The 21,165-nt window shown below is 73.3% G+C and carries 14 protein-coding genes and 1 pseudogene; 7 read left to right on the forward strand and 8 right to left on the reverse strand.

Annotated elements, in window-relative coordinates:
- Positions 1 to 173: 173 nt before the first annotated feature.
- Together MTF69_RS36810 and MTF69_RS36815 are read right to left on the reverse strand one after the other, a co-directional pair.
- Positions 174 to 1,127, reverse strand: a complete 954-nt coding sequence (locus tag MTF69_RS36810; RefSeq protein WP_243340794.1) for a C40 family peptidase — start codon at positions 1,125 to 1,127, stop codon at positions 174 to 176.
- Between the two features lie 42 nt (positions 1,128 to 1,169).
- Positions 1,170 to 2,402, reverse strand: coding sequence for an SPFH domain-containing protein (locus MTF69_RS36815; RefSeq protein ID WP_308401501.1), 1,233 nt, complete (start codon positions 2,400 to 2,402; stop codon positions 1,170 to 1,172).
- A 588-nt stretch (positions 2,403 to 2,990) separates the two neighbouring features.
- Between MTF69_RS36815 and MTF69_RS36825 the strand changes: the two genes are divergently transcribed.
- Positions 2,991 to 5,150: a SpoIIE family protein phosphatase gene (locus tag MTF69_RS36825; protein ID WP_374325111.1), complete on the forward strand. Its 2,160-nt coding sequence runs from the start codon at positions 2,991 to 2,993 to the stop codon at positions 5,148 to 5,150.
- 165 nt (positions 5,151 to 5,315) lie between these two features.
- Here MTF69_RS36825 and MTF69_RS43930 read toward each other — a convergent pair.
- Positions 5,316 to 5,966, reverse strand: a pseudogene (locus tag MTF69_RS43930) (DUF4328 domain-containing protein); the annotation flags it as partial.
- A 226-nt stretch (positions 5,967 to 6,192) separates the two neighbouring features.
- Between MTF69_RS43930 and MTF69_RS36835 the strand changes: the two are divergent.
- From MTF69_RS36835 to MTF69_RS36845, 3 genes are all read left to right on the forward strand, one after another.
- Positions 6,193 to 9,084, forward strand: coding sequence for a phosphodiester glycosidase family protein (locus MTF69_RS36835; protein WP_243340800.1), 2,892 nt, complete (start codon positions 6,193 to 6,195; stop codon positions 9,082 to 9,084).
- Positions 9,085 to 9,139: 55 nt separating this feature from the next.
- Positions 9,140 to 9,559, forward strand: coding sequence for a VOC family protein (locus MTF69_RS36840; protein WP_243340802.1), 420 nt, complete (start codon positions 9,140 to 9,142; stop codon positions 9,557 to 9,559).
- Between the two features lie 133 nt (positions 9,560 to 9,692).
- A complete protein-coding gene (locus tag MTF69_RS36845; protein ID WP_243340804.1) occupies positions 9,693 to 12,083 on the forward strand; it encodes an excinuclease ABC subunit UvrA in 2,391 nt (796 codons plus the stop codon).
- Positions 12,084 to 12,090: 7 nt separating this feature from the next.
- On the opposite strand, the gene MTF69_RS36850 is transcribed toward MTF69_RS36845, so the two are convergent.
- The 3 genes from MTF69_RS36850 to MTF69_RS36860 form a co-directional block, all read right to left on the reverse strand.
- Complete coding sequence (locus MTF69_RS36850) at positions 12,091 to 14,103, reverse strand: ABC transporter permease (RefSeq protein ID WP_243340806.1); 2,013 nt, start codon at positions 14,101 to 14,103, stop codon at positions 12,091 to 12,093.
- Positions 14,104 to 14,256: 153 nt separating this feature from the next.
- Entirely contained in the window at positions 14,257 to 15,075 is an 819-nt protein-coding gene (gene modA / locus MTF69_RS36855; RefSeq protein WP_243340808.1) for a molybdate ABC transporter substrate-binding protein, read from the reverse strand.
- Positions 15,076 to 15,220: 145 nt separating this feature from the next.
- On the reverse strand, positions 15,221 to 15,616 hold the full coding sequence (locus MTF69_RS36860; RefSeq protein WP_243340811.1) for a molybdopterin-binding protein: 396 nt from the start codon (positions 15,614 to 15,616) through the stop codon (positions 15,221 to 15,223).
- Positions 15,617 to 15,765: 149 nt separating this feature from the next.
- Between MTF69_RS36860 and MTF69_RS36865 the strand changes: the two genes are divergently transcribed.
- The 3 genes from MTF69_RS36865 to MTF69_RS36875 all read left to right on the forward strand — a co-directional run bounded on the left by MTF69_RS36865 (position 15,766) and on the right by MTF69_RS36875 (position 20,285).
- Positions 15,766 to 16,161: an RNA-binding S4 domain-containing protein gene (locus MTF69_RS36865; protein WP_243340813.1), complete on the forward strand. Its 396-nt coding sequence runs from the start codon at positions 15,766 to 15,768 to the stop codon at positions 16,159 to 16,161.
- A gap of 341 nt (positions 16,162 to 16,502) precedes the next feature.
- The gene (locus MTF69_RS36870; RefSeq protein WP_243340815.1) at positions 16,503 to 19,580 is read left to right on the forward strand and encodes a carbohydrate binding domain-containing protein; all 3,078 of its coding nucleotides are present in this window, start codon (positions 16,503 to 16,505) and stop codon (positions 19,578 to 19,580) included.
- Between the two features lie 78 nt (positions 19,581 to 19,658).
- Entirely contained in the window at positions 19,659 to 20,285 is a 627-nt protein-coding gene (locus MTF69_RS36875) for an alpha-ketoglutarate-dependent dioxygenase AlkB (protein ID WP_243340818.1), read from the forward strand.
- A 42-nt stretch (positions 20,286 to 20,327) separates the two neighbouring features.
- On the opposite strand, the gene MTF69_RS36880 is transcribed toward MTF69_RS36875, so the two are convergent.
- Together MTF69_RS36880 and MTF69_RS36885 are read right to left on the reverse strand one after the other, a co-directional pair.
- Complete coding sequence (locus tag MTF69_RS36880) at positions 20,328 to 20,624, reverse strand: YkvA family protein (RefSeq protein WP_243340820.1); 297 nt, start codon at positions 20,622 to 20,624, stop codon at positions 20,328 to 20,330.
- Positions 20,624 to 21,088, reverse strand: a complete 465-nt coding sequence (locus tag MTF69_RS36885) for a MarR family winged helix-turn-helix transcriptional regulator (protein WP_243340822.1) — start codon at positions 21,086 to 21,088, stop codon at positions 20,624 to 20,626. Before MTF69_RS36885 ends, MTF69_RS36880 begins: the two co-directional genes overlap by 1 nt.
- Positions 21,089 to 21,165 lie beyond the last annotated feature (77 nt).

The raw sequence follows: 21,165 nt of genomic DNA on the forward strand, positions 1-21,165 counted from the left end.
ACGAGGGCTCGGATGGCGGTCCGGCCGCCGGTAACGGCAGCGCCAACGGCACCCGCTAGGGTCCCGCCCGACACGAAGACCTCCCCGAGGGCCGGTGGCCCTCGGGGAGGTCTGGTCGCGCCGTTATGCCGTCGTGCCGTTAGGCCGCTGTGCCGTCATGCGGGGGGCGGCTGCTAGCGGACGCGCCCGTACATGTTCGGGTTGTACGCGCTGAAGCTGGAGACGCGGACCTGCTTGCCCGGGCGGGGGGCCTCGATGTACTTGCCGCCGCCGAGGTAGATGGCGACGTGGTGGATGCCCGAGGCGCTGCCGTTCGAGGTCCAGAACACCAGGTCTCCGCGGCGCAGTTGGGAGCGGGAGATCGGGGTGGTGGCCCGGTACTGGTCGGACGCCACGCGGGGGAGGCTGATGCCGGCGGAGCGGTACGCGGCCTGGACCAGGCCCGAGCAGTCCCAGCCGCGGGGGCCGTTGCCGCCCCAGACGTACGGGTCGCCGAGGTGGCGGTTGGCGAAGGAGATGGCGCCCTCCGTGCCCTGGCGGATGGGGGCACCGGAGGACCCCGAAGAGCCGGAGGAACCGGAGGAACCGGAGGAACCGGAGGAACCGGACGAGCCTGAGGAAGATCCGGAGCCGGAGCCGGATCCGGAGCCCCCGGCGAAGCGCTCGTACTTGTCCTTGTGCTGGGTCCAGCGCCACCAGCCGGTGCCGTCCTTGTACCAGTACACGCGGTCCGTCGCGTCCCAGCCCGCGCGGCCGCGGAAGGTCGGCTCGGAGGTGCGTACGGAGGAGGACGGGGAAGAAGACGAGGAAGAGGAGGCGCCGGCGGAGGAACGCCCGCTGCTCGCCACGTACTTGCTGTAGTGCTGGGTCCAGCGCCACCAGCCGGTCGCGTCCTTGTACCAGTACTTCGAGCCGTCCCAGCCCGCGTGTGCCGGGGCCGGCTCGGCGGACGCGGTGCCCACTCCGGTGCCCATCAGCAGCGTGGCGCCGACGGCCGCGACCACGGCGCCGCGCAGGGTGCAGCGGCGGCGGCGGGCCGCGGCGGCCGTCATGGCCGTCGTGCCGCGCGCGCAGCCGGTGCAGTCACAGCTGTCGGGTATTTCTTCGGTGAACTCGGGCGTGCGCATGCATGGTTCCTTATCCATCGGGGGCTTTCTATCGGGGGTGCTTCAACGGGCGTCGGCGGCAGGGCCGCGCGCCGTGTAGAAGGCCACGGTCAAGTCCTTGACCAGGGCCTTGCGTTCGTAGTCGTCCAGGCTCACGAGCCCGCGGTCCGACATCCGGTGAACGGTGTCGTCGACGGCGTCGAGCACGGAGGTGAGGACGGAGTCCCGGTGCCGGGCGTCGATCGAGGCGACCCGGCGGCGCTGCATCGCGGCGGCGACCTCGGGGGCGTACTCGACGTGCAGCGGCCGGGCGGAGAAGACTTCGACGCCGACGGCCTTGCACTCGGCGGCGAGCAGCCGGGTCAGCTCGTCGCCGACGGCCTCGGTGTCGCGCAGGGTTTCCGGTTCGGCCGCTTCCGGGCCGAAGGAGTCGGCGGGCATCCGGGAGAGAACCCGGGCGGTCGCGGACTCCACCTGCCCGCTCAGGTACGCGGTGTGGTCGTCGACCGCGAGCAGCGCGCGGGCGGTGTCCCTGACCCGCCATACGACGAGGACCACGGCCCGCAGTGCGGTGCCCTCGGAGTCGACGACGCAGAGCGGCTCGCTGCGCCAGTGGCGCAGCCGTACGTCGACGCGGGTGTGCCGGGGCAGCGGGTTGGACCAGAGGAGGCCGGTACGCCGGATCGTGCCGCGGTAGCGGCCGAAGAGGGTCAGTGACCAGGCCTGGCCGGCGCGGCCGCGCCGCAGTCCGCAGAGCGCGGCGAGCGTGAGGAGCGCGCAGCACACGACGGCGGCCAGGGGCCAGGCCTCGGTGGGGGAGGTGGAGGGGCGGAGCTCCTCGAACCGCGGGAGGACGGCGGCGCCGGCCGTGGCCAGAGCGGCGGTGAGCAGGGCCCACCAGCCCGAACAGGCCCGCGCGGGGCGTTCGGTGAGCTCGGGGTCGAGCACGGCGGGGAGGGTCCGCGGGGCGGCCGGCGCCGCCATCGCCGGTCCGGCGGGCCGGGGTATCGCGGCATGGACGGCCGCCTGCCGGAGGGTGTCGGGCTCGGCGGATCCGCGGCGTCCGCGGGGGTGGTCGGGGCTGCTGCCGGGGGTCCCGGCTCCGCCGCGTGCGCCGAGTGCGCCGAGTGCGCCGAGTCCGTGGGGTCCGTGGGGTCCGTGGGGTCGGCCGGGACCGGCCGGGCCGCCGGGGGCGCCGGAGCCGTCGGGGCGGACGGTGGCCGTGGCGCGGGCGCCCGCCTGTTCCTCGTCGCGGAAGAGCGGGCCGAGGACGAGCGGATCCCGGTACGGCTGCACGACCAGACTCCCGCGCCCGGTGCGGGCCCCGCGGGAGCCATCGCCACCGCCATGGTCACCGCCATGGTCACCGGAACCGCAGTGGGAGTCGCAGTCGCAGTAGGAGTCGCAGTCGGAGTCGGCGAGCGAGGCTGATATTCGGCCCGGGGTCTGCGCCCCTTCCTGCGCCCTTTCCCTCCCTCCTTCCACCCGTCCCTCCGGTCCTCCTTCCACTCCTCCCCTCGGTGCTCCGGCCGGTTCTCCGGTCGTCTTCGGCGCTTGCGACAAGCCACACCCCACACAGCCATGGGCGTCAACGACCCCGTGCCGGGGGGTTCCTGACGCCAGCAAAGATGATCATGAACGGATCGATCTTCGCGAAATCGTACAAGTCGCCTATTAGGCGAAAGTCACGACAGGCCGGGACTTTGGCCCTTTTTCGTCCCGATATTCGGCGTCCTGGGCGGTCGCTAGCGCACAAGGGGCGCGAGACGCCGTCGACACGCCGGATCCGTCCTGCGCTCCCTGCGAACCCGCGCCCTCCCCCTACCGCCCGGGGCAAGCCCCCGCAGACCGGCGCACACCGCCGAAGGGTGAGACCCTGAGGGTGTGGCCGAAAGGGGAGTGACCCCCCAGGTCGAGTGGCCTGCCCGGACGGACACGAGCCTGTCGCTCAACCGCATGGGCACCTTCGACTGGGACCTCGACAGCGGGCAGATGTTTCTGGACACCACCGCCCTCGAGGTCCTCGACCTGCGCCCCGAGGAGTTCGCGGGAACCCCCGCCGGACTGCGGGTCCGCCTCGCGCCCGGCGAGGAGCTCCGGCTCGACGCGCGGGTCGCGCAGGCGCTGAAGGCCGGCCGCAGTCACTACGGGGCCTACGTGCGCAGCCGCGACCGGGAGGGAGCCCCGGGCTGGACCCATGTCCAGGGCCGCATCCTGCGGGACCCGCACGGGCGTCCGTACCGGATCATCGGGATCGTCCGCGACGCCGTCCACGACCCCGGCGAGCCCGGCGCGGCCGGTGAGCGCGACGAGGGCCGGCGCCGCATGACCGGGGTCGTCGAGCGGACCACGGCGATCCTGGCGCACGCGCGCACCGTCAACGACGTCACCGACGTCCTCAAGGACCCCGAGGCCCTCGGCCACCTCGGCGCGGTCAGCGTCATGCTCGGCGTGGTCGACGGCGGCCGGATCCACCTGGTCGCGGAGGGGCAGCTGGGCGCGTACGTACCGGAGACCGAGTACACGCGGATCGACGCGCCGCTGCCGCTGAGCGAGGCCGTACGGACGATGCGGCCGGTGTTCATCGGCTCCCGCGAGGAGTTCCAGCAGCGCTACCCGGACCTGTGGCCGTACATCGAGCCGCTGTCCGTCCGCAGCGGCGTCTACCTGCCCCTGATCGCGCAGGGCCGTCCCGTCGGCGCGCTCGGGCTGCTCTACACGCGGGAGGGCGACTTCAACGCCGAGGAGCGCAACGTACTGATGGCGCTGGGCAGCGGCATCGCGCAGAGCCTCCAGCGCGCCATCCTCTTCGAGCAGGAGCACGACCTCGCCGAGGGGCTCCAGAAGGCCATGCTGCCGCGCCGGATCCCGGAAGTGGCGGGTGCGCTGATCGCCGTACGGTACCGGGCCGCCCGGATGGGGCGGGACATCGGCGGCGACTGGTACGACGTGGTCCCGCTCGGCGAGGGCCGCGTCGGCGTGATGATCGGCGACGTGGAGGGCCACGACACGGACGCCGCCGCCGTGATGGGGCAGCTGCGCATCGCGCTGCGCGCGTACGTCGCCGAGGGCCACGACCCCGGCGCGGCCATGGCGCGGGCCTCGGCCTTCCTGCGGGACCTGGAGACGGAACGCTTCGCCACCTGTACGTATGCGGACATCGACCTCACCAGCGGCATGACCCGGCTGGTCCGCGCCGGGCACCTCGATCCCGTGGTGCGGCGCGGCGACGGCAGCTGCCACCGGGTGCAGGTGGCGGGCGGGCTGCCGCTGGGCCTGCCGGCGCGCGAGCCGGGGGCGGCCGGTGCGGGTGCCTCCGGTGCCCGGGGCGCTTCCGGCGCCGCCGGTACGGGATACCCGGTCACCAGCCTCGAACTGCACCCCGGGGACACCCTGCTGCTGTGCACGGACGGGCTGACCGAACGGCCCGGCCGGGATCCCGACGCCGGTCTGCGCGAGCTCATGGAGGCGGTCCGGGACGGGCCGGCCGACGTGGAGGAACTCGCCGACGTGCTGTGCGAGCTGGTCGGGGACTCGGGCGGCGGGGACGACATGGCCCTGCTCCTGCTGCGCCGCCGCGGCACCCCGCTCCCGCGCGGCGGCGGCCCGTTGCGCCACCGGCTCACCCCCGGGGACCCGGACGCCCCGGCGATGGCCCGCCACCTGATCCGGGCGGCCGCCGCGGCATGGGGTGCGTGGGAACAGGCCGACGAGATCGAGCTGGCGGCGGACGAGCTGATGACCAACGCGCTGGTCCACACGGACGGAGTCGGCGGGGTCAGCATGCGGCTGACCCCGGAGGGCCGGATCCGGATCGAGGTGGAGGACACCAGCAGCGCCCTGCCGCGGCGCCGGGTGGCCGACGACTGGGCGGTGTCGGGGCGCGGCCTGATGCTGGTGGACCGGCTCGCGGATGCCTGGGGAGTGGAGCCCCGGGGCGGCGGGAAATGCGTGTGGTGCGAGTTCGCCGTCCCGGCTCCCGCCCACCCGGCTCCCGCCCACCCGGCTCCCGCCCCTCCGTCTCCGGAGCCCGGAGCGGTGTAGGCGCCGGGCTGCCGGGGCGGGTGGTGGAGCGGCAGCCGGGAACGGGTTCGCGGGCTGCTGTTCGGGTGCGTAGGGTCCCTGCGCGGCCTTGGCGAGCTGCATCGCCGTCAGCCCGCGCACGAAGCGGATCGCGAGGACGGAGGCCGCGAGCAGCACCACGCCGTACACGGCTTCGGCGGTGGCGGCGGTGGCGAGCCCGTCCGCGTCGTCGGCGCGGCCGTAGAGGGTGTCGTAGACGCGGTTGGCGAACAGCGCGGTGATCCACACCAGCCACCAGGTGGTGATGGGCGCGTTCGAGACGGGACGCCGGGCGCCGTCCGGCCCGGGCGGCAGGCTGGCGGCCCAGAGCTCCTTCGCCATCTTGTACGGGATGCGGACGAAGGCGAAGGGGACGAACCAGCCGCCGATGGCCCAGGCCGGGGAGCGGGTGACGGCGTCCCGGTCGAGCACCAGGGCGTTGTGGTGGACGCGGTGGAACCAGCTGACGAAGAGGACCGCCGTGATGATCAGCAGCGGAATCTCCATGAGGCCCGCCAGCGCCATCAAGGTGTCCGGCAGGGTGCCGCCGTCCTCGGTTCCCGCGTCCGGGTAGCTCCCGGCGCGCAGGGCCGAGCCGAGGTACAGGCCGGTTCCGGCCAGGAGCAGGGCGTACAGGCCGGAGAGGGCGAGCAGGACGGTCGTTGCCGTCGCGAGCCCACCGGGCGGGCGCAGCAGGGCGAGGGGTTCCGGGGAAGGTACCTGCGGGGAGGGTGCCTGCGGCGGTCTCTGCTGGGCGGGGTCGACGGGCGGCGGCGAGCCGGTCGCGCTGATGGACATGAAGTCGTACCCCCGGGAACAGGTGACACGGGCAGAAGGCCCGCCGGCCCGCCGCCATGCGATCACGGTCGAAGCAATGGCCGGGCCAAGGTTTCAGAGCGCACCTTTGAACGGCTTGGCTCGAGCGGACGGCTTCCCGGGACGGGTGCGGGCGAATGGCTGATACTCGCCGGCCTCGCGCTGTGTTCATGTACTCATATGCATGGCGCTGGATGATCCTGCCTGGATGTCCACCCTGCGCCCGCTGTTGCCCGTCATGCTGCCGGCCCTGCTCACCGCGCTGCTCGTGGCCCCGGCGCCCCCGCAGGCCCACGCCTCCGCGAGCGGCGAGCGCGAGGGGATCGAGACGGCCCGCACCGCCCGGCAGATCGCCCCCGGCGTACGGCTCGAGTCGTACGACCGGCTCGAAGCGGGCCGGTGGCTCCGCATCGACGAACTCGACGTCCAGCTGGCGGGTCCGGGTAAGGGTCCGGGTCCGGGGCCCGGCGCGGGCGGGGGTGCAGGCGCGGTGGCGGGCGCCGGCGCCGCCTCCGGCGTGCGTGTGGAGTACCTCGGCGGCCGGGGCGCCGCCACCCTCGCCGATTCCGCCGCCCGCCACCCCGCCGGTCCGGGCCGCCGCGTGGTCGCTGCCGTGAACGGGGACTTCTTCGACATCCGGGGTACGGGCGCCCCGCTCGGCCCCGGCATCGGCGCCGGACGGCTGCTGCACGCCGCCTCGCCCGGCGCCGGTCAGGCCGTCGGCTTCGGCGCCGACGGGAGGGGCCGGGTGCTCCGCCTCGCCCTCGACGGGAGCGTCACCCTGCCCGGCGGCCGGGTCCGCCCGCTCGCCGGTTTCAACACCGCGCGGCCGCCCGCCGAGGGCTTCGCCGTCTACACCGCCGCCTGGCCGGCGGCCGGACTCCCCGCATCCGGACCGGCGGTGGAACTGCGTGACGGCCGGGTCACGGCCGTGCGCGCGGCGGTACGCCGGCCCGCGCGCCGGGAGCGTCCCGCACCCGGCACCACCCTGCTCGTCGCTGCCGGCGCGACGGCCGCGCCGGAACTCGCCGCCCTGCGCCCCGGGGACGCGGTCGCCGTGGCGGCCCGGCCGGTGGCGTCCGGGGGCGGGCCGCTCCCGGCGAACGCGGTCGGCGGCCGGGAGGCGCTCGTGGTGGCCGGGGTCCCGCAGAACCACGACGGCGAACCGAACAACGCGGCCGCGCCGCGCACCGCCGTCGGCTTCTCAGGCGACGGCCGCCGGGCCCGCCTGGTCACCGTCGACGGCCGCCAGCGCGACAGCGGGGGGCTGACCCTGACCGCGCTCGGCCGGCTGATGCACCGGCTCGGTGCCCACGAGGCCCTCAACCTCGACGGCGGCGGTTCCTCGACGCTGCTCGCCGCGCTGACCGGGGAGACGGCCCTGACCGTGGAGAACTCCCCGTCCGACGGCCGTCAGCGCCCGGTCCCCAACGGCCTGGTCCTGACCGCCCCGGCCGGCTCCGGCCGCGCCGCCGGCTACCGGATCGAGCCCGTCGGCGGCGCCGCGCGCGCCTTCCCCGGCCTCACCCGGACCCTCAGGGCCACCCCCCACGACGCACACCTCGGCCCGGTGCCCGCCCGGGGCGCGGCTCCGGGGTGGTCCCTCCCGGAGGGCGGGGGCCGGATCGACCCCGCCGGGGGATTGCGTGCGTCCGCCCCCGGGCCGGTGCAGGTACGCGCGGAGCTGGGAGCGGCGCGCGGTGCGCTCCGCGTCGACGTCCTCGGGGCGGTGACCCGGGTCCGGGCCGTTCCGGACCGGATCGGGCTCGCGGAGGAGGGGGAGAGGGCGCGCTTCGTACTGACCGGGTACGACGCGCAGGGCGCCGCCGCCGTCGTCGAACCCCGCGACGTGGAGCTCGATTTCGACCGTTCCCGGTGGAGCGTCGCCGACGACGGGCGCGGCGGATTCACGGTGACCGCCCGAGTCCCGGGCGCGGCCGGGCCGTTGCGCGCCACGGTGCGCGGTACTGCCTCCTCCGTGGCCGCGGCCGAACTGGCCCTCGGGGTGGGGCTGTCGGACCGGCCGCTCGCGGATCTGGAGGACGCCGCCCGCTGGACCGGTCCGGGCACCGCGCCCGGAGCGGGCCGTCCGGGCCGCGGGCTCGCCCTCGCGCCGCCCGCCGGTGGAGGGACCGCCGCCGCGACCCCGCCCCGGCCCCTCCAGGTCCCCGAGCTGGCCCGGTCGCTCTCCCTCTGGGTGAACGGCGACGGCTCCGGGGCCCGGCCCGCGGTGGAACTCGCCGACGGCGACGGGGCCGCCGCCGTCCTGCGCGGGCCCGCCGTGGACTGGACCGGCTGGCGGCAGATCAGCCTGCCGCTCCCGGCGACGGCGGAGCGCCCGTTCAGCGTGACCCGGCTCTCGGCCACCGCCCCCGGGGCCACCCGGGCCGGAGCCCGGGTCGGAGCCACCGCAGAGCCCGCCGCCCCGAGGCTGCTGCTGGACACCCTGGCGGCGCGGACCCCGCCGACCGGGGTCGTCCGTACGCCCACCGCCCCCGATCCGATCGTGGCCACGGCGGCCCGGGTGGATGCCCGGCCCTGGCGGTTCGCGGTCGCCCCCGCCGGAGCCCGTCCTGCCACGGCCTTCGCCGGCACCTCTGGCACGGACTCCGGCCGGATCCCGGCCGCGGCCTCCCCCCGGACCCCGGCCACGACCTCCGCCCGGACCCCGGCCGTCGACTTCGCGCTGACCGGCACCGGCCGCCCGGCCTTCGTGCACCGGGGCGTACGGTTCCTGCCGCTCGGCTCCACGCGCCCCACCCTCGCCGGCGGCGGGCTGGAGCGGATCACGGCCCTGCGCGCGGCCCTCGCGGAGGCCGCCCGGGAGCCGGGCACGGGCGCGCTGGCCGTCGTAGAGCCGTACGCGCCGCAGGCCGTGGGGCGCAAGGAGGCCGCCCTGCGCCTGCGGCTCCTGGCGGAGTTCCGCCGGGCCACCGGCAAACGGGCCGTGATCATCACCGTCGGCGCCCCCCGCTTCGCGGCCGGCCGCGCCGAGGGCGTGCTCACCGTCGCGGCCCCGCGCACCGGCCGCACCGTGATCGGCGCCGACGCCTTCGCGGTGGGCGACTGGCTCTCCGTACTGCCGGCCGGACGCCGGTGAAACCGGTCAGGAACGGAGAAGCACCGGCTGCCCACCCGCCCATAGCGTGAAACCCATGGACACCATCAACCTTTCGCAGTGCTTCATCGCCGTCGACGACCACGACGCGGCGCTCCCCTTCTACGGGGACGTCCTCGGCCTGGAAGTCCGAAACGACGTCGGGTTCGAGGGGATGCGCTGGGTCACCCTCGGGTCGCCCGCACAGCCGGACGTGGACATCGTCCTCGAACCGCCCGTCGCGAACCCGAACGCCTCGTCCGCCGACCGGGAGGCCATGGCGGACCTGCTGGCCAAGGGCCTGCTGCGCGGTGTCATCTTCAGCACCGACGACTGCGACGCCACCTTCGAACGCATCCGGGCCGCCGGCGGTGACGTCCTCCAGGAGCCGATCGACCAGCCGTACGGGGTCCGGGACTGCGCCTTCCGCGACCCGGCCGGAAACATGATCCGGTTCCACCAGCCCCGCAAGCCCTGAGATCCACTGCCTCTCCTACCTGGTGCCGCTCCCGGATGACACCGCCGATCGGGTAGACAGGGGAGCGTTGCCGCGACCGAGAAGGCGGCGCCGGCCCGACAGTGCGGCGTCAGCCCAACAGTATGGAGACACGATGAGCAAGGTCACGAGGACGGGCACGCAGTCACCCGAGCCGCACGCCGCCGACGTCCACGACCTGATCCGCGTACACGGTGCGCGGGTGAACAACCTCAAGGACGTCAGCGTCGAGATCCCCAAGCGCCGGCTCACGGTCTTCACCGGCGTGTCCGGCTCGGGCAAGAGCTCCCTGGTGTTCGACACGATCGCCGCCGAGTCGCAGCGGCTGATCAACGAGACCTACAGCGCCTTCGTCCAGGGCTTCATGCCGACCCTGGCCCGGCCGGAGGTGGACGTCCTCGACGGACTGACCACCGTGATCACCGTCGACCAGCAGCGGATGGGCTCCGACCCCCGCTCGACGGTGGGCACCGCCACCGATGCGAACGCGATGCTGCGCATCCTCTTCAGCCGGCTCGGAAAGCCCCACATCGGCTCGCCCAAGGCCTTCTCCTTCAACGTGGCGTCGATCAGCGGGGCCGGCGCGGTCACCGTGGAGCGCGCGGGGCAGACCGTGAAGGAGCAGCGCAGCTTCCGCATCACCGGCGGAATGTGCCCGCGCTGCGAGGGCCGCGGCTCGGTCAACGACATCGACCTCACCGCGCTGTACGACGACACCAAGTCGCTCAGCGAGGGCGCCCTCACCATCCCCGGCTACACGATGGACGGCTGGTACGGCCGCATCTTCAGCGGCTCCGGCTTCTTCGACATGGACAAGCCGATCCGCAAGTACACCAAGCGCGAGCTCGGCGACCTGCTCCACAAGGAGCCGACCAAGATCAAGGTCGACGGGATCAACCTCACCTACGAGGGCATCATCCCGAAGCTCCAGAAGTCGATGCTGTCCAAGGACGTCGAGGCGCTGCAGCCGCACATCCGGGCGTTCGTGAAGCGCGCGGTGGCCTTCAGCGGCTGTCCCGAGTGCGAGGGCACCCGGCTCAGCGAGGGGGCCCGGTCCTCGAAGATCAAGAAGATCAGCATCGCCGACGCCTGCGCGATGCAGATCAGCGACCTGGCCAAGTGGGTGCGCGACCTCGACGAGCCCTCGGTGGCCCCGCTCCTCGCCACGCTCCGCCAGACCCTCGACTCCTTCGTGGAGATCGGGCTCGGCTACCTCTCGCTGGACCGGCCCTCGGGCACGCTGTCGGGCGGCGAGGCCCAGCGCGTCAAGATGATCCGCCACCTCGGATCCTCGCTCACCGACGTCACCTACGTCTTCGACGAGCCCACCGTCGGCCTGCACCCCCACGACATCCAGCAGATGAACGGTCTCCTGCTGCGGCTGCGCGACAAGGGCAACACGGTGCTCGTCGTGGAGCACAAGCCGGAGACGATCGCGATCGCCGACCACGTCGTCGACCTCGGCCCCGGCGCGGGCCAGGGGGGCGGCACCATCTGCTTCGAGGGCACCGTCGAGGGTCTGCGGGCGGGCGACACCATCACGGGCCGGCACTTCGGCGACCGCGCGAGCCTCAAGGAGACGGTGCGCGAGCCCAGCGGAAAGCTGGAGATCCGCGGCGCCAAGACGCACAACCTGCGGGGCGTCGACGTCAACGTACCGCTCGGGGTGCTCGTCGTGGTCACCGGCGTCGCCGGCTCCGGCAAGAGCTCGCTCGTCCACGGCTCCATCCCCGCGAGCGAGGGCGTGGTCTCGGTCGACCAGGGCGCGATCCGCGGCTCCCGGCGCAGCAACCCGGCCACCTACACCGGCCTGCTCGACCCGATCCGCAAGGCTTTCGCCAAGGCCAACGGTGTGAAGCCGGCCCTGTTCAGCGCCAACTCCGAGGGCGCCTGCCCGGGCTGCAACGGCGCGGGGGTCGTCTACACCGACCTCGCGATGATGGCCGGCGTCTCCACCACCTGCGAGGAGTGCGAGGGCAAGCGCTTCCACGCCTCGGTCCTGGAACACCACCTCGGCGGCCGCGACATCAGCGAGGTCCTCGCGATGCCGGTCACCGAAGCCGCCGAGTTCTTCGGCGCCGGCGAGGCGCGCACCCCGGCCGCGCACAAGATCCTGGAGCGGATGGCGGACGTGGGCCTGGGATACCTCAGCCTCGGCCAGCCGCTGACCACCCTCTCCGGCGGCGAGCGGCAGCGGCTCAAGCTGGCCACGCACATGGCGGACAAGGGCGGGATCTACGTACTCGACGAGCCGACCGCGGGCCTGCACCTCGCCGACGTCGAGCAGCTCCTCGGCCTGCTCGACCGGCTCGTCGACTCCGGCAAGTCGGTGATCGTGGTCGAACACCACCAGGCGGTCATGGCGCACGCCGACTGGATCATCGACCTCGGCCCCGGCGCCGGTCACGACGGCGGCCGGATCGTCTTCGAGGGCACCCCCGCCGCCCTGGTCGAGGGCCGTGGCACCCTCACCGGCGACCACCTGGCGACCTACGTGGGCGCCTAGGTTTTCCCTACAGCTGCACGAGGGTGACCTCGGTCGCCTTCACGCTGGTCCACACCGCGGCGCCGTCGACGATTCCCAGTTCGGCGGCGGCCTCGGGGGTGATCTCCGCGACGAGGTCGGGCGCCTGGTCCGAGCCGACCAGCACGCGCAGCCGGCTTCCCACCGAGGTGATCTCCCGTACGGTGCCGGGCCATACGTTACGAGGGCTGCCGCCCGGGCGGTCCCGGTGCACGGACACCGCCTCGGGGGCGATGATCGCCAGTGCCTGAGCCCCTTCGGGCAGCGCCTCGGCCACCACCAGGCGGCCCCCGGCGGCGAGTTCCAGCCCGTCGGCCGAGGCCGTGCCGGGCCAGGCGTTGCGCCCCAGCATCCGTGCCACCCACGGGGAGCGCGGGTGCCGGGTCACCTCGGAGGGCGGAGCGTCCTGCAGGGTCCGCCCGTCGGAGAGTACGAGGACCCGGTCGGCCAGGGACACCGCCTCGACGGGGTCGTGCGTGACGATGAGGCAGACCCCGCCGAAGCCGGCCAGATGCGTGCGCAGGGTGTGCCGGACCCGGGCGCGGGTGGTCTGGTCCAGGGCGGCGAGCGGCTCGTCGAGCAGCAGCAGCCGGGGCCGGGCGGCCAGCGCGCGGGCCAGCGCCACCCGCTGGGCCTGCCCGCCGGAGAGCTGGGCGGGCTTGCGGTGGGCGAGGTGCCCGACACCGAGCCGGTCCAGCCAGGCCTGCGCCTCGGCCCGGGCGGCGGCCCGGGGCACCCGGCGGGCGCGCAGCCCGTACGAGGTGTTGGCGAGCGCGCTCAGGTGCGGGAACAGCGCGCCGTCCTGGGGGACCCAGGCGACCTGGCGCCGGTGCGGGGGCAGGCCGGTCACGTCGGCGTCGCCGAGCCGGAGCTCGGCATGGGCGCGGGGGGTGAGGCCGAGCAGGGCGCGCAGCAGGGTGGTCTTGCCGGCGCCGTTCTCGCCGACGACGGCGATGGTGGTGCCGGGTTCGGCGTCGAGGGTGAGCTCGTTGAAACCGGTGACGGTGGCGTGCAGCGGCCAGTGCCCGCCCTCGGCGCAGGCCCCGGCCGGCGGCCGCCCCTGCTCGGCCGGCTCCGTCGACGAAGACGCCGGGGACGCCGGGGACGCGGGGGAGCCCGGAATCCCGGGCGGTACGGGGCCCACGGGATCCGGGCCGGAGACCTCCTCGGCGACCACCGGCGCACCGGGGTCCTTGCGGGCGACGGGGGTTCCCGTCCACCTGCCGCGCAGGGCGATGAGTACGGCCATGGCGATCGCGAGGAGCAGCAGGGACACGGACGTGGCGGCCTCGGGCTGGTCCTGGAGCAGCAGGTAGACCTGGAGCGGCAGGGTCTGGGTGGTGCCCGGCAGGTTGCCCGCGAAGGTGATGGTGGCGCCGAACTCGCCGAGCGCCCGCGCCCAGGTCAGCGCGGCTCCGGCGACCAGGCCCGGGGCCACCATCGGCAGCGTCACGGTGAAGAACACGCGCAGCGGCGTGGAACCGAGGGAGGCGGCGGTCTCCTCGTAGCTCGGCTTGAGCCCGGCGAGCGCGCCCTCCAGGCTGATCACGAGGAAGGGCATCGCGACGAAGGTGGCCGCGACGACCGCGCCGGAGGTGTGGAAGGGCAGCGTGATGCCGAAGGTGCCCTCCAGCCAGGGTCCGAGCAGCCCGCGCCGGCCGAAACCGAGCAGCAGGGCCACACCACCGACCGTGGGCGGCAGCACCATGGGGAGCAGGACCAGCGAGCGCACCAGCGCCTTGCCCTTGAACTCGACGCGGGCCAGCAGCCAGGCGAGCGGCACTCCGAAGAGGAGGGAGAAGCCGAGCGCCCACAGGGACACGACCAGCGAGAGCCGGAGCGCCTCGACCACACCGGGGCTGGTGAGGTGCGCGCCGAGATCGCTCCACTGGGTGCGGGTGAGGATGCCGACGAGCGGCATCAGCAGGAACGCCACGGCGAGCAGCGCGGGGAGCGCCAGAGCCACGGGGGGCCGGGTGCGGTGGGTACGGAGTCTGCTCATGTGGGTTCCTGGCCGAAGACGTCGGGACGCCACCGGGGACGTCGGGAGGCCCGGGCGGCGTGTGAAGCGTAATGCGGCGGGCGGCACGCGAAGAGGGACCGCCCGTCCCCCCGGACCGGGCAGTCCCTCTTCGTCACCGGACCCGTCAGGCGGTCACGCCTTCTGGAAGCCCGCGTCCTGGAGGATCTTCTGGGCCTCCGGGGTGCTCAGCCAGGCCACGAACGCGGCCGCGGCCTCGGCGTTCTTGGAACCCTTGAGCGAGGCGGCCGGGTACGAGGCCACGGCGTTCTCGGCGTCCGGGATGTCCACGACGACGACCTTGTCACCGGACTTGAGGGTGTCGGTCTTGTAGACGAGACCGGCGTCGGCCTCGCCCAGCTCGACCTTGCTCAGCACGGCGCGGACGTTGGGCTCCTGGGAGACCGGCTTCACCTCGACCTTCTGGGCGTCGAGGATCTGCTTGCTGTAACGGCCCACCGGGACCTCGGGCGCGGCCAGCACGACCTTGATCTTGGTGTCGGCGAGGTCCTTGAGACCGGCGACCTTGAAGGGGTTGCCCTTGCCGGTCGCGATGACCAGACGGTTCTTGGCGATGACCGCCGGGTCGTTGGTCTCGGCCTTCAGGGCGTCCATCGTCTTGGTGTCGGCGGTGACCAGCGCGTCGGCCGGGGCGCCCTGCTTGACCTGCGCGGCGAGCTCCTGCGAACCGGCGAAGGAGAAGGTGACCTTGGTCCCCGGGTGGGCCTTCTCGTACGCGGAGCCCGCGGCCTTGAAGACGTCGGTGAGGGAGGAGGCGGCGAGCACCGTCAGGTTCGCGGCCTTGGGCGCGGCGGACCCGGAGGCGCTCGGGGAGGCGGCGGCCCCGTCCTTCTTGTCGTCGCTGCTGCCGCAGGCGGCGAGCGCCGGCACGAGCAGGGCGGCGGAGAGGGCGAGCGCGGCGGTACGGCGGTTCAGCGGCAGGATCGGGGACATGAGCTGGTGCTCCTCGGTCGGGTCGGCGGCCGGCCTGGTGCCGGATCCGCGCGGTGGTGACCCGCGCCGGGGACGGGCGGAGCGGGTGGGGGCGCGTGGTACTGAGCGGTGTTGAACGGGTAGTGCCGAGCGGGGTCGGGCGAGGTCAGGCGCGGTCGATGTGCACGCTGGTGGACTTCACGCGGGCGGTGGCCCGCATGCCGACCTCCAGCCCGAGCTCGTCGACGGCCTCCCGGGTGAGCAGGGAGACCAGGCGGTGGGGCCCGGCCTGGATCTCGACCTGGGCGGCCACGTCGCCGAGCTTGACGGCGGTCACGATCCCGGGGAAGGCGTTGCGCGCCGAGGTGTAGGTCTCGCCGTCCTCGGCGTGGGCCCCTTGCGCGACCTCGACGGAGAAGGCGGCCAGGGCGCGGCCGTCGATCAGCCGGCGACCGCCCTCGTCGCGATGGGTCGCGACGCGGCCGGCGTCGGCCCAGCGGCGGGCGGTGTCCGGGCTGACGCCGAGAAGGCGCGCCGCCTGACCGATGGTGTAGGACTGCATGTGCGACAAGGTAGGGGCACGTGTGCCGCATTTGCAATTCCATTGGCATGATATCCATGGCAGATACCACCACTCTTGTCGGAACCGCCAAAAGTCATTCCGCTTCTACGGGCTCGGCCCGGCCCCGCTCGCCTCGCTAAAGTCGGGGCATGGCTGAAGAGGGAACCGCAGGTGCGGGGTCGGGGTCGGCGCGGGTCGACGTGTGGATCTGGTCGGTCCGGCTGACGAAGACGCGGGCGATCGCCGCCACGGCGTGCCGGGCGGGGCACGTGCGGGTCAACGGGGAGCGCGCGAAGCCGGCGCAGGCGGTGCGGGCCGGGGACGAGGTGCGCCTCTTCCATGCGGGGCGGGAGCGCATCGTGGTGGTCCGGCGGCCGGTGTCCAAGCGGGTCGGCGCCCCGGCGGCCGCGGAATGCCTGACGGACAACAGTCCGCCGCCGCCGACCCCGGTGGAGGCGGCGGTGGTCGGCATCCGCGACCGCGGCGCGGGCCGCCCGACGAAGCGCGAACGCCGCGAGATCGAAACCCTGCGCGGCGGCCGGTAGGGGCCGGTAGCGGCGAAGCGTCGAGGGCCGGGGCGGGCCGGGCCGGACCCGGCGGCTTCGCCCCGCCCTGCGGCTGCCTGCCTCTGCCCGCGGCTCCCGCGGCCGTCGGCCGATGGGCGGGCGCATCACCCGTGTCGACTTATCGACTGCCTCTGAGTCCTGCTCTCGCCTGCGTGAACCGCATGGCGAAAATTTCTGCAAGGCATTGCGGTGGTTCTCCCCATAAAGGGTCCTCTCGGGCTGCCCGGGCGTGCCCCGTGGCGAGATTTCCGGTTCACAGGGGCTTCACGCACTGGTGACAGGTGGATAACCTCCCCGCAAAACCTTGCGGCAAGTTTTCAATGCCGCGGAGCCGCAGGGCTGTTGGGCCCCGCTTCGAGGAGCAGACCTTGAGATCACGTACGCGATCACACCCCAGAGGACGGTCCACGGCCCTGGCGCTGGCCGTCGCGGGATGCCTGGCAGCCGCGCTGCCGGCCGCCGGAGCCTCCCTCGCCGAGGCGGCCACCACGACCGTCGCCCCCGCCGCCGCGACGGCGGCCGACGACGGCACGGCGACGGTCTTCTACTACACCAAGACCCGCAACTGGGCTGCGTACAACCTGCATTGGGCCCCCGACGGCGGCAGCTGGACGACCGTCCCCGGCACCGGGATGGAAGCCGCCTGTACCGACTGGGTGAAGAAGACCGTCAGCCTCGGCTCGGCCGCAGGCCTCCAGGCGACCTTCAACAACGGCCAGGGCACCTGGGACAACAACGGGGGCAAGAACTACTCCCTGGGTACCGGGGTCATCACCGTCAAGGACGGGGTCGTGGCCCACAGCGACCCCTGTACCACCGACCCCGGTACCGGCACGGGAACCGGCGCGAGCGCCACCGTCTACTACGCGACGACCACGGTCGGCTGGCCGACCGTCAATCTGCACTGGGCCCCGACCGGCGGCTCCTGGACCACCGTCCCCGGCACCGGCATGGACCCGGCCTGCACGGGCTGGGTGAAGAAGACGGTCCCGCTCGGCTCTGCCGCCGGACTCGCCGCCACCTTCAACAACGGCAACGGCACCTGGGACAACAACAACGGCAGGAACTACGCCCTGGGCGCGGGCCTGTCCACGGTGAAGGACACCACGGTCACCGCGAACGCCGCCGACCCGTGCGCCGCCGTCGTCCCCGACACGACCGCGCCCACCGTGCCCGCGAACTTGCGGGCCGCCGCCACCGACGTGTCCACCGTCGTGACCTGGGACGCCGCCACGGACGACCGGGGAGTGACCGGCTACCAGGTCACCCGCTCGGGCGGCACGAAGGGCGCCGTGGTCACCTCCGTCACCTCCACGGTCCTCACCGAATCCGGGCTGGAGGAGCGCACCGCCTACACCTACACGGTCAGGGCGGTGGACGCCGCCGGGAACCTCTCCGCCTCCTCGGCCGCGGCCGCCACCACCACGGGCACCCGGCCCCCGGCCCCGGCCGGATCCGCGCCGCTGGGCGGCGACCCGCGCAAGGACCCGATCTACTTCGTGCTCACCGCCCGCTTCAACGACGGAGACAGCGCCAACAACCGGGGCGGCGGCCAGGACGTGAAGTCCGGGAACGCCGCCAACAACGACCCGATGTTCCGCGGGGACTTCAAGGGTCTGGTCGAGAAGCTGGACTACGTCAAAGCGCTCGGCTTCTCCGCGATCTGGATCACCCCGGTCGTGCTGAACCGCTCCGACTACGACTACCACGGCTATCACGGCTACGACTTCTACAAGGTCGACCCGCGCCTGGAATCCGCCGGCGCCTCCTACCAGGACCTCATCAACGCCGCCCACGCCAAGGACGTCAAGATCTACCAGGACGTGGTGTACAACCACAGCGCCCGCTGGGGGGCCAAGGGCCTGTTCACCCCCACCGTCTTCGGCGTCCGCGACACGCAGTGGTCCTGGTACTACGACGAGAAGCAGGCCGGCTTTGAGTACGACGGCCTCACCGTCGACCCCAAGAGCGGAAAGTCGTACTACAACGGCGACATGTGGTCGACGGCCGAACCGGCCGGGAACACCTGCGTCAACTGGGGCGTGGCCACCCCGTACAGGAGCGCCGAGGGCTACACCATCTACAACTGCCAGTGGCCGAACCCGACCTCGGGGATGTTCCCCAAGGCCCTGTTCCACCAGTGCTGGATAGGCAACTGGGAGGGTGAGGATGCCCGTTCCTGCTGGATCCACGAGGACCTGGCGGACTTCAACACCGAGAACCCGGCCGTCCAGAACTACCTCATCGGCGCGTACAACAAGTACATCGACATGGGCGTCGACGGGTTCCGCGTCGACACGGCCGTGCACATCCCCCGCGTCACCTGGAACCGGCGCTTCCTGCCCGCCATCCAGCAGCGCGTGGCCCAGCAGTTCGGCGCCCAGAAGGCCGAGGACTTCTACGTCTTCGGCGAGGTCGGCTCCTTCGTCAACGACAAGTGGAACCGCGGCTCGGCCAACCAGTCCGCGCAGTACTACACCTGGAAGGAGTCCGCGACGTACAGCGCGGACGACGCCACCGCCGCCGTCCAGCAGTACACGACCGACAACGACCCGGCCAAGCAGCCGACCAGCACCAACGCCTTCCTGAGCGGCAATCTCTACCACGCCCCCGACCACAGCAAGTTCTCCGGCATGAACGTCATCGACATGCGCATGCACATGAACTTCGGGGACGCCAACAACGCCTTCCAGAACGGCAAGGACTCCGACGACAGCTACAACGACGCCACCTACAACGTCGTCTACGTCGACAGCCACGACTTCGGCCCCGGCAAATCCTCCACCCGTTACGCGGGCGGCACCGAGGCCTGGGCCGAGAACATGGCCCTGATGTGGACCTTCCGCGGCATCCCGACCCTGTACTACGGCTCCGAGACCGAGTTCCAGGCCGGCAAACAGATCGACTGCGGCCCGACCTGCCCGCTCGCCGGCACCGGCCGCGCCTACTACGGGGACAAGATCGCGGGATCGGTCACCGCCTCCGGCTTCTCGAAGGTCGCCACCGCCACCGGGCCGGTCGCCGCCACCCTCGAATCCCCGCTGGTCAAACACCTCCAGAGGCTGAACGAGATCCGCCGCGCCGTGCCCGCCCTCCAGATGGGCCAGTACTCCACGGAGGGAGTCTCGGGAGGCATGGCCTTCAAGCGCCGCTACACCGACACGGCCACCGGCGTGGACAGCTTCGCCCTGGTGACCGTCACCGGGTCCGCCACGTACGCGGGCGTCCCCAACGGCACGTACAAGGACGCCGTCACCGGCGACGTGAAGACCGTCTCCAACGGCACCCTGTCCGTCCCGGCCCCCGGGAAGGGCAACCTCCGGGTCTACGTCCTCGACCTGGCCGGCAGCAACGCCGCCCCCGGCAAGGTGGGCGCCGCCGGGCCCTACCTGAAGTAGAGGAGCGGGGCGGGGCGCGGTCACCCGCCCCGCCCCGCCTTTCGTGCATGTGTTCGAATTGCGCGCTATTCTGGACCCATGCACGCACTCCAGGGCTCGCTCTTCGACCAGGGCGACGAGATCCGCATCGGCCCGCTGGCGGGTGCCCGGCGTACGGAGCTGGGCGCCGGTGCCTGGGTGGACCACCTGCCGGGCTGGCTGGCGGGCGCCGACGCACTGTTCGAGCGGCTCGCGGCCGACGTCCCGTGGCACGCCGAGCGGCGGCAGATGTACGAGCGGGAGGTGGCGGTCCCGCGCCTGCTGGCCCACTACGGCCAGGCGGACCCGCTGCCGCACCCCGTCCTCGCCGGGGCCCGGGCCGCGCTGAGCCGCCACTATGCCCCCGAGCTGGGCGAACCCTTCGTCACGGCGGGCCTGTGCCTCTACCGCGACGGCCGCGACAGCGTCGCCTGGCACGGCGACCGCACGGGCCGCTCCGCCACCGAGGACACGATGGTCGCGATCCTCTCGGTGGGCGACCCCCGCGACCTGGTCCTGCGCCCCCGCGACGGCGGCGCCACCCTGCTCCGCCTCCCCCTGGGCCACGGCGACCTGGCGGTGATGGGCGGCTCCTGCCAGCGCACGATGGAACACGCCGTCCCCAAGACGGCCCGCCCGGTCGGGCCCCGCATCAGCGTCCAGTTCCGTCCGCGCGGGGTCAGTTGAGCCGACGGGCGCGGAGGCTGGGGATGCCGGATGCCGGATGCCTTACGCCGCGTCGAGTTCCTTGGGCGGGCGGGCTGCCGAGGCCGCCGCGTGCAGGGAGCGCAGGGCCAGCAGCAGGATGCCGATGTCGTCCAGGTAGACCGGGTCCGGGATCAGGTCCACCGGGGAGACCGTGTACGCGACGGCGGCCCAGAACAGGGCCTTGTCGCGCAGGGGGATGCCCGCGTCGCGCAGGAGCCGGCGGGCCGCGAAGACCCGTACGAGGAGCACGGCCGCGGTGACCGCCAGGCCGGCCGCCACCACCGCGGCCACGATGAGCCAGACGGTCGTCGTGTCCATCAGGCGCCCTGTGTCCGGAGCCGGCGGCTGACCTCGCCGAGCCCGTCCGCGAGCGTGTCGAGCTGTTCGGGGGTGAGGACGTCCACCAGGACCTCCCGGACCGTGGTCACGTGGCCCGGCGCGGCCTCCGTCAGCCGGGCGCGGCCCGTCTCGGTGAGGACGGCGTATACCCCCCGGACGTCGGAGGGGCAGGTGCGGCGGCGGACGAGGCCCGCCTTCTCCAGCTGGGTGACCTGGTAGGTCAGGCCGCTCTTGGAGTTGACCAGCCCGTTGGCGAGCTCCGTCATGCGCAGTTCGCGCTCCGGAGCCCTGGCGAGCCGCACGAGGATCTCGTACTGCGGGTGGGAGAGTCCGGAATCGTCCTTGAGCTGCTGATCGAGGCGGCGGTTGACCAGGGCGGAAGCGGCCAGGAACCCCTCCCAGGCCCGCATCTCGCGGGCGTCCAGCCATTTCGTCTCAGCCATGGACCCAGGCTACACGTGACGTTCCAATTTGAATCAGCGGCGGATGCGGAGCTAGGGTCGGGGGATGTCGTTCGAAT

Origin of the sequence: Streptomyces sp. AP-93, from assembly GCF_022808175.1 — a bacterium.
Lineage (GTDB): Bacteria > Actinomycetota > Actinomycetes > Streptomycetales > Streptomycetaceae > Streptomyces.

Excerpts from the sequence above, each read along its gene's own strand:
- MTF69_RS36845 (WP_243340804.1), top strand. The coding sequence starts at position 9,693 with ATGAGCAAGGTCACGAGGACGGGCACGCAGTCACCCGAGCCGCACGCC.
- MTF69_RS36885 (WP_243340822.1), bottom strand. The coding sequence starts at position 21,088 with ATGGCTGAGACGAAATGGCTGGACGCCCGCGAGATGCGGGCCTGGGAG.
- MTF69_RS36865 (WP_243340813.1), top strand. The coding sequence starts at position 15,766 with ATGGCTGAAGAGGGAACCGCAGGTGCGGGGTCGGGGTCGGCGCGGGTC.
- MTF69_RS36840 (WP_243340802.1), top strand. The coding sequence starts at position 9,140 with ATGGACACCATCAACCTTTCGCAGTGCTTCATCGCCGTCGACGACCAC.
- modA (WP_243340808.1), bottom strand. The coding sequence starts at position 15,075 with ATGTCCCCGATCCTGCCGCTGAACCGCCGTACCGCCGCGCTCGCCCTC.
- MTF69_RS36880 (WP_243340820.1), bottom strand. The coding sequence starts at position 20,624 with ATGGACACGACGACCGTCTGGCTCATCGTGGCCGCGGTGGTGGCGGCC.
- MTF69_RS36850 (WP_243340806.1), bottom strand. The coding sequence starts at position 14,103 with ATGAGCAGACTCCGTACCCACCGCACCCGGCCCCCCGTGGCTCTGGCG.
- MTF69_RS36875 (WP_243340818.1), top strand. The coding sequence starts at position 19,659 with ATGCACGCACTCCAGGGCTCGCTCTTCGACCAGGGCGACGAGATCCGC.
- MTF69_RS36870 (WP_243340815.1), top strand. The coding sequence starts at position 16,503 with ATGCCGCGGAGCCGCAGGGCTGTTGGGCCCCGCTTCGAGGAGCAGACC.
- MTF69_RS36810 (WP_243340794.1), bottom strand. The coding sequence starts at position 1,127 with ATGCGCACGCCCGAGTTCACCGAAGAAATACCCGACAGCTGTGACTGC.
- MTF69_RS36860 (WP_243340811.1), bottom strand. The coding sequence starts at position 15,616 with ATGCAGTCCTACACCATCGGTCAGGCGGCGCGCCTTCTCGGCGTCAGC.
- MTF69_RS36835 (WP_243340800.1), top strand. The coding sequence starts at position 6,193 with ATGTCCACCCTGCGCCCGCTGTTGCCCGTCATGCTGCCGGCCCTGCTC.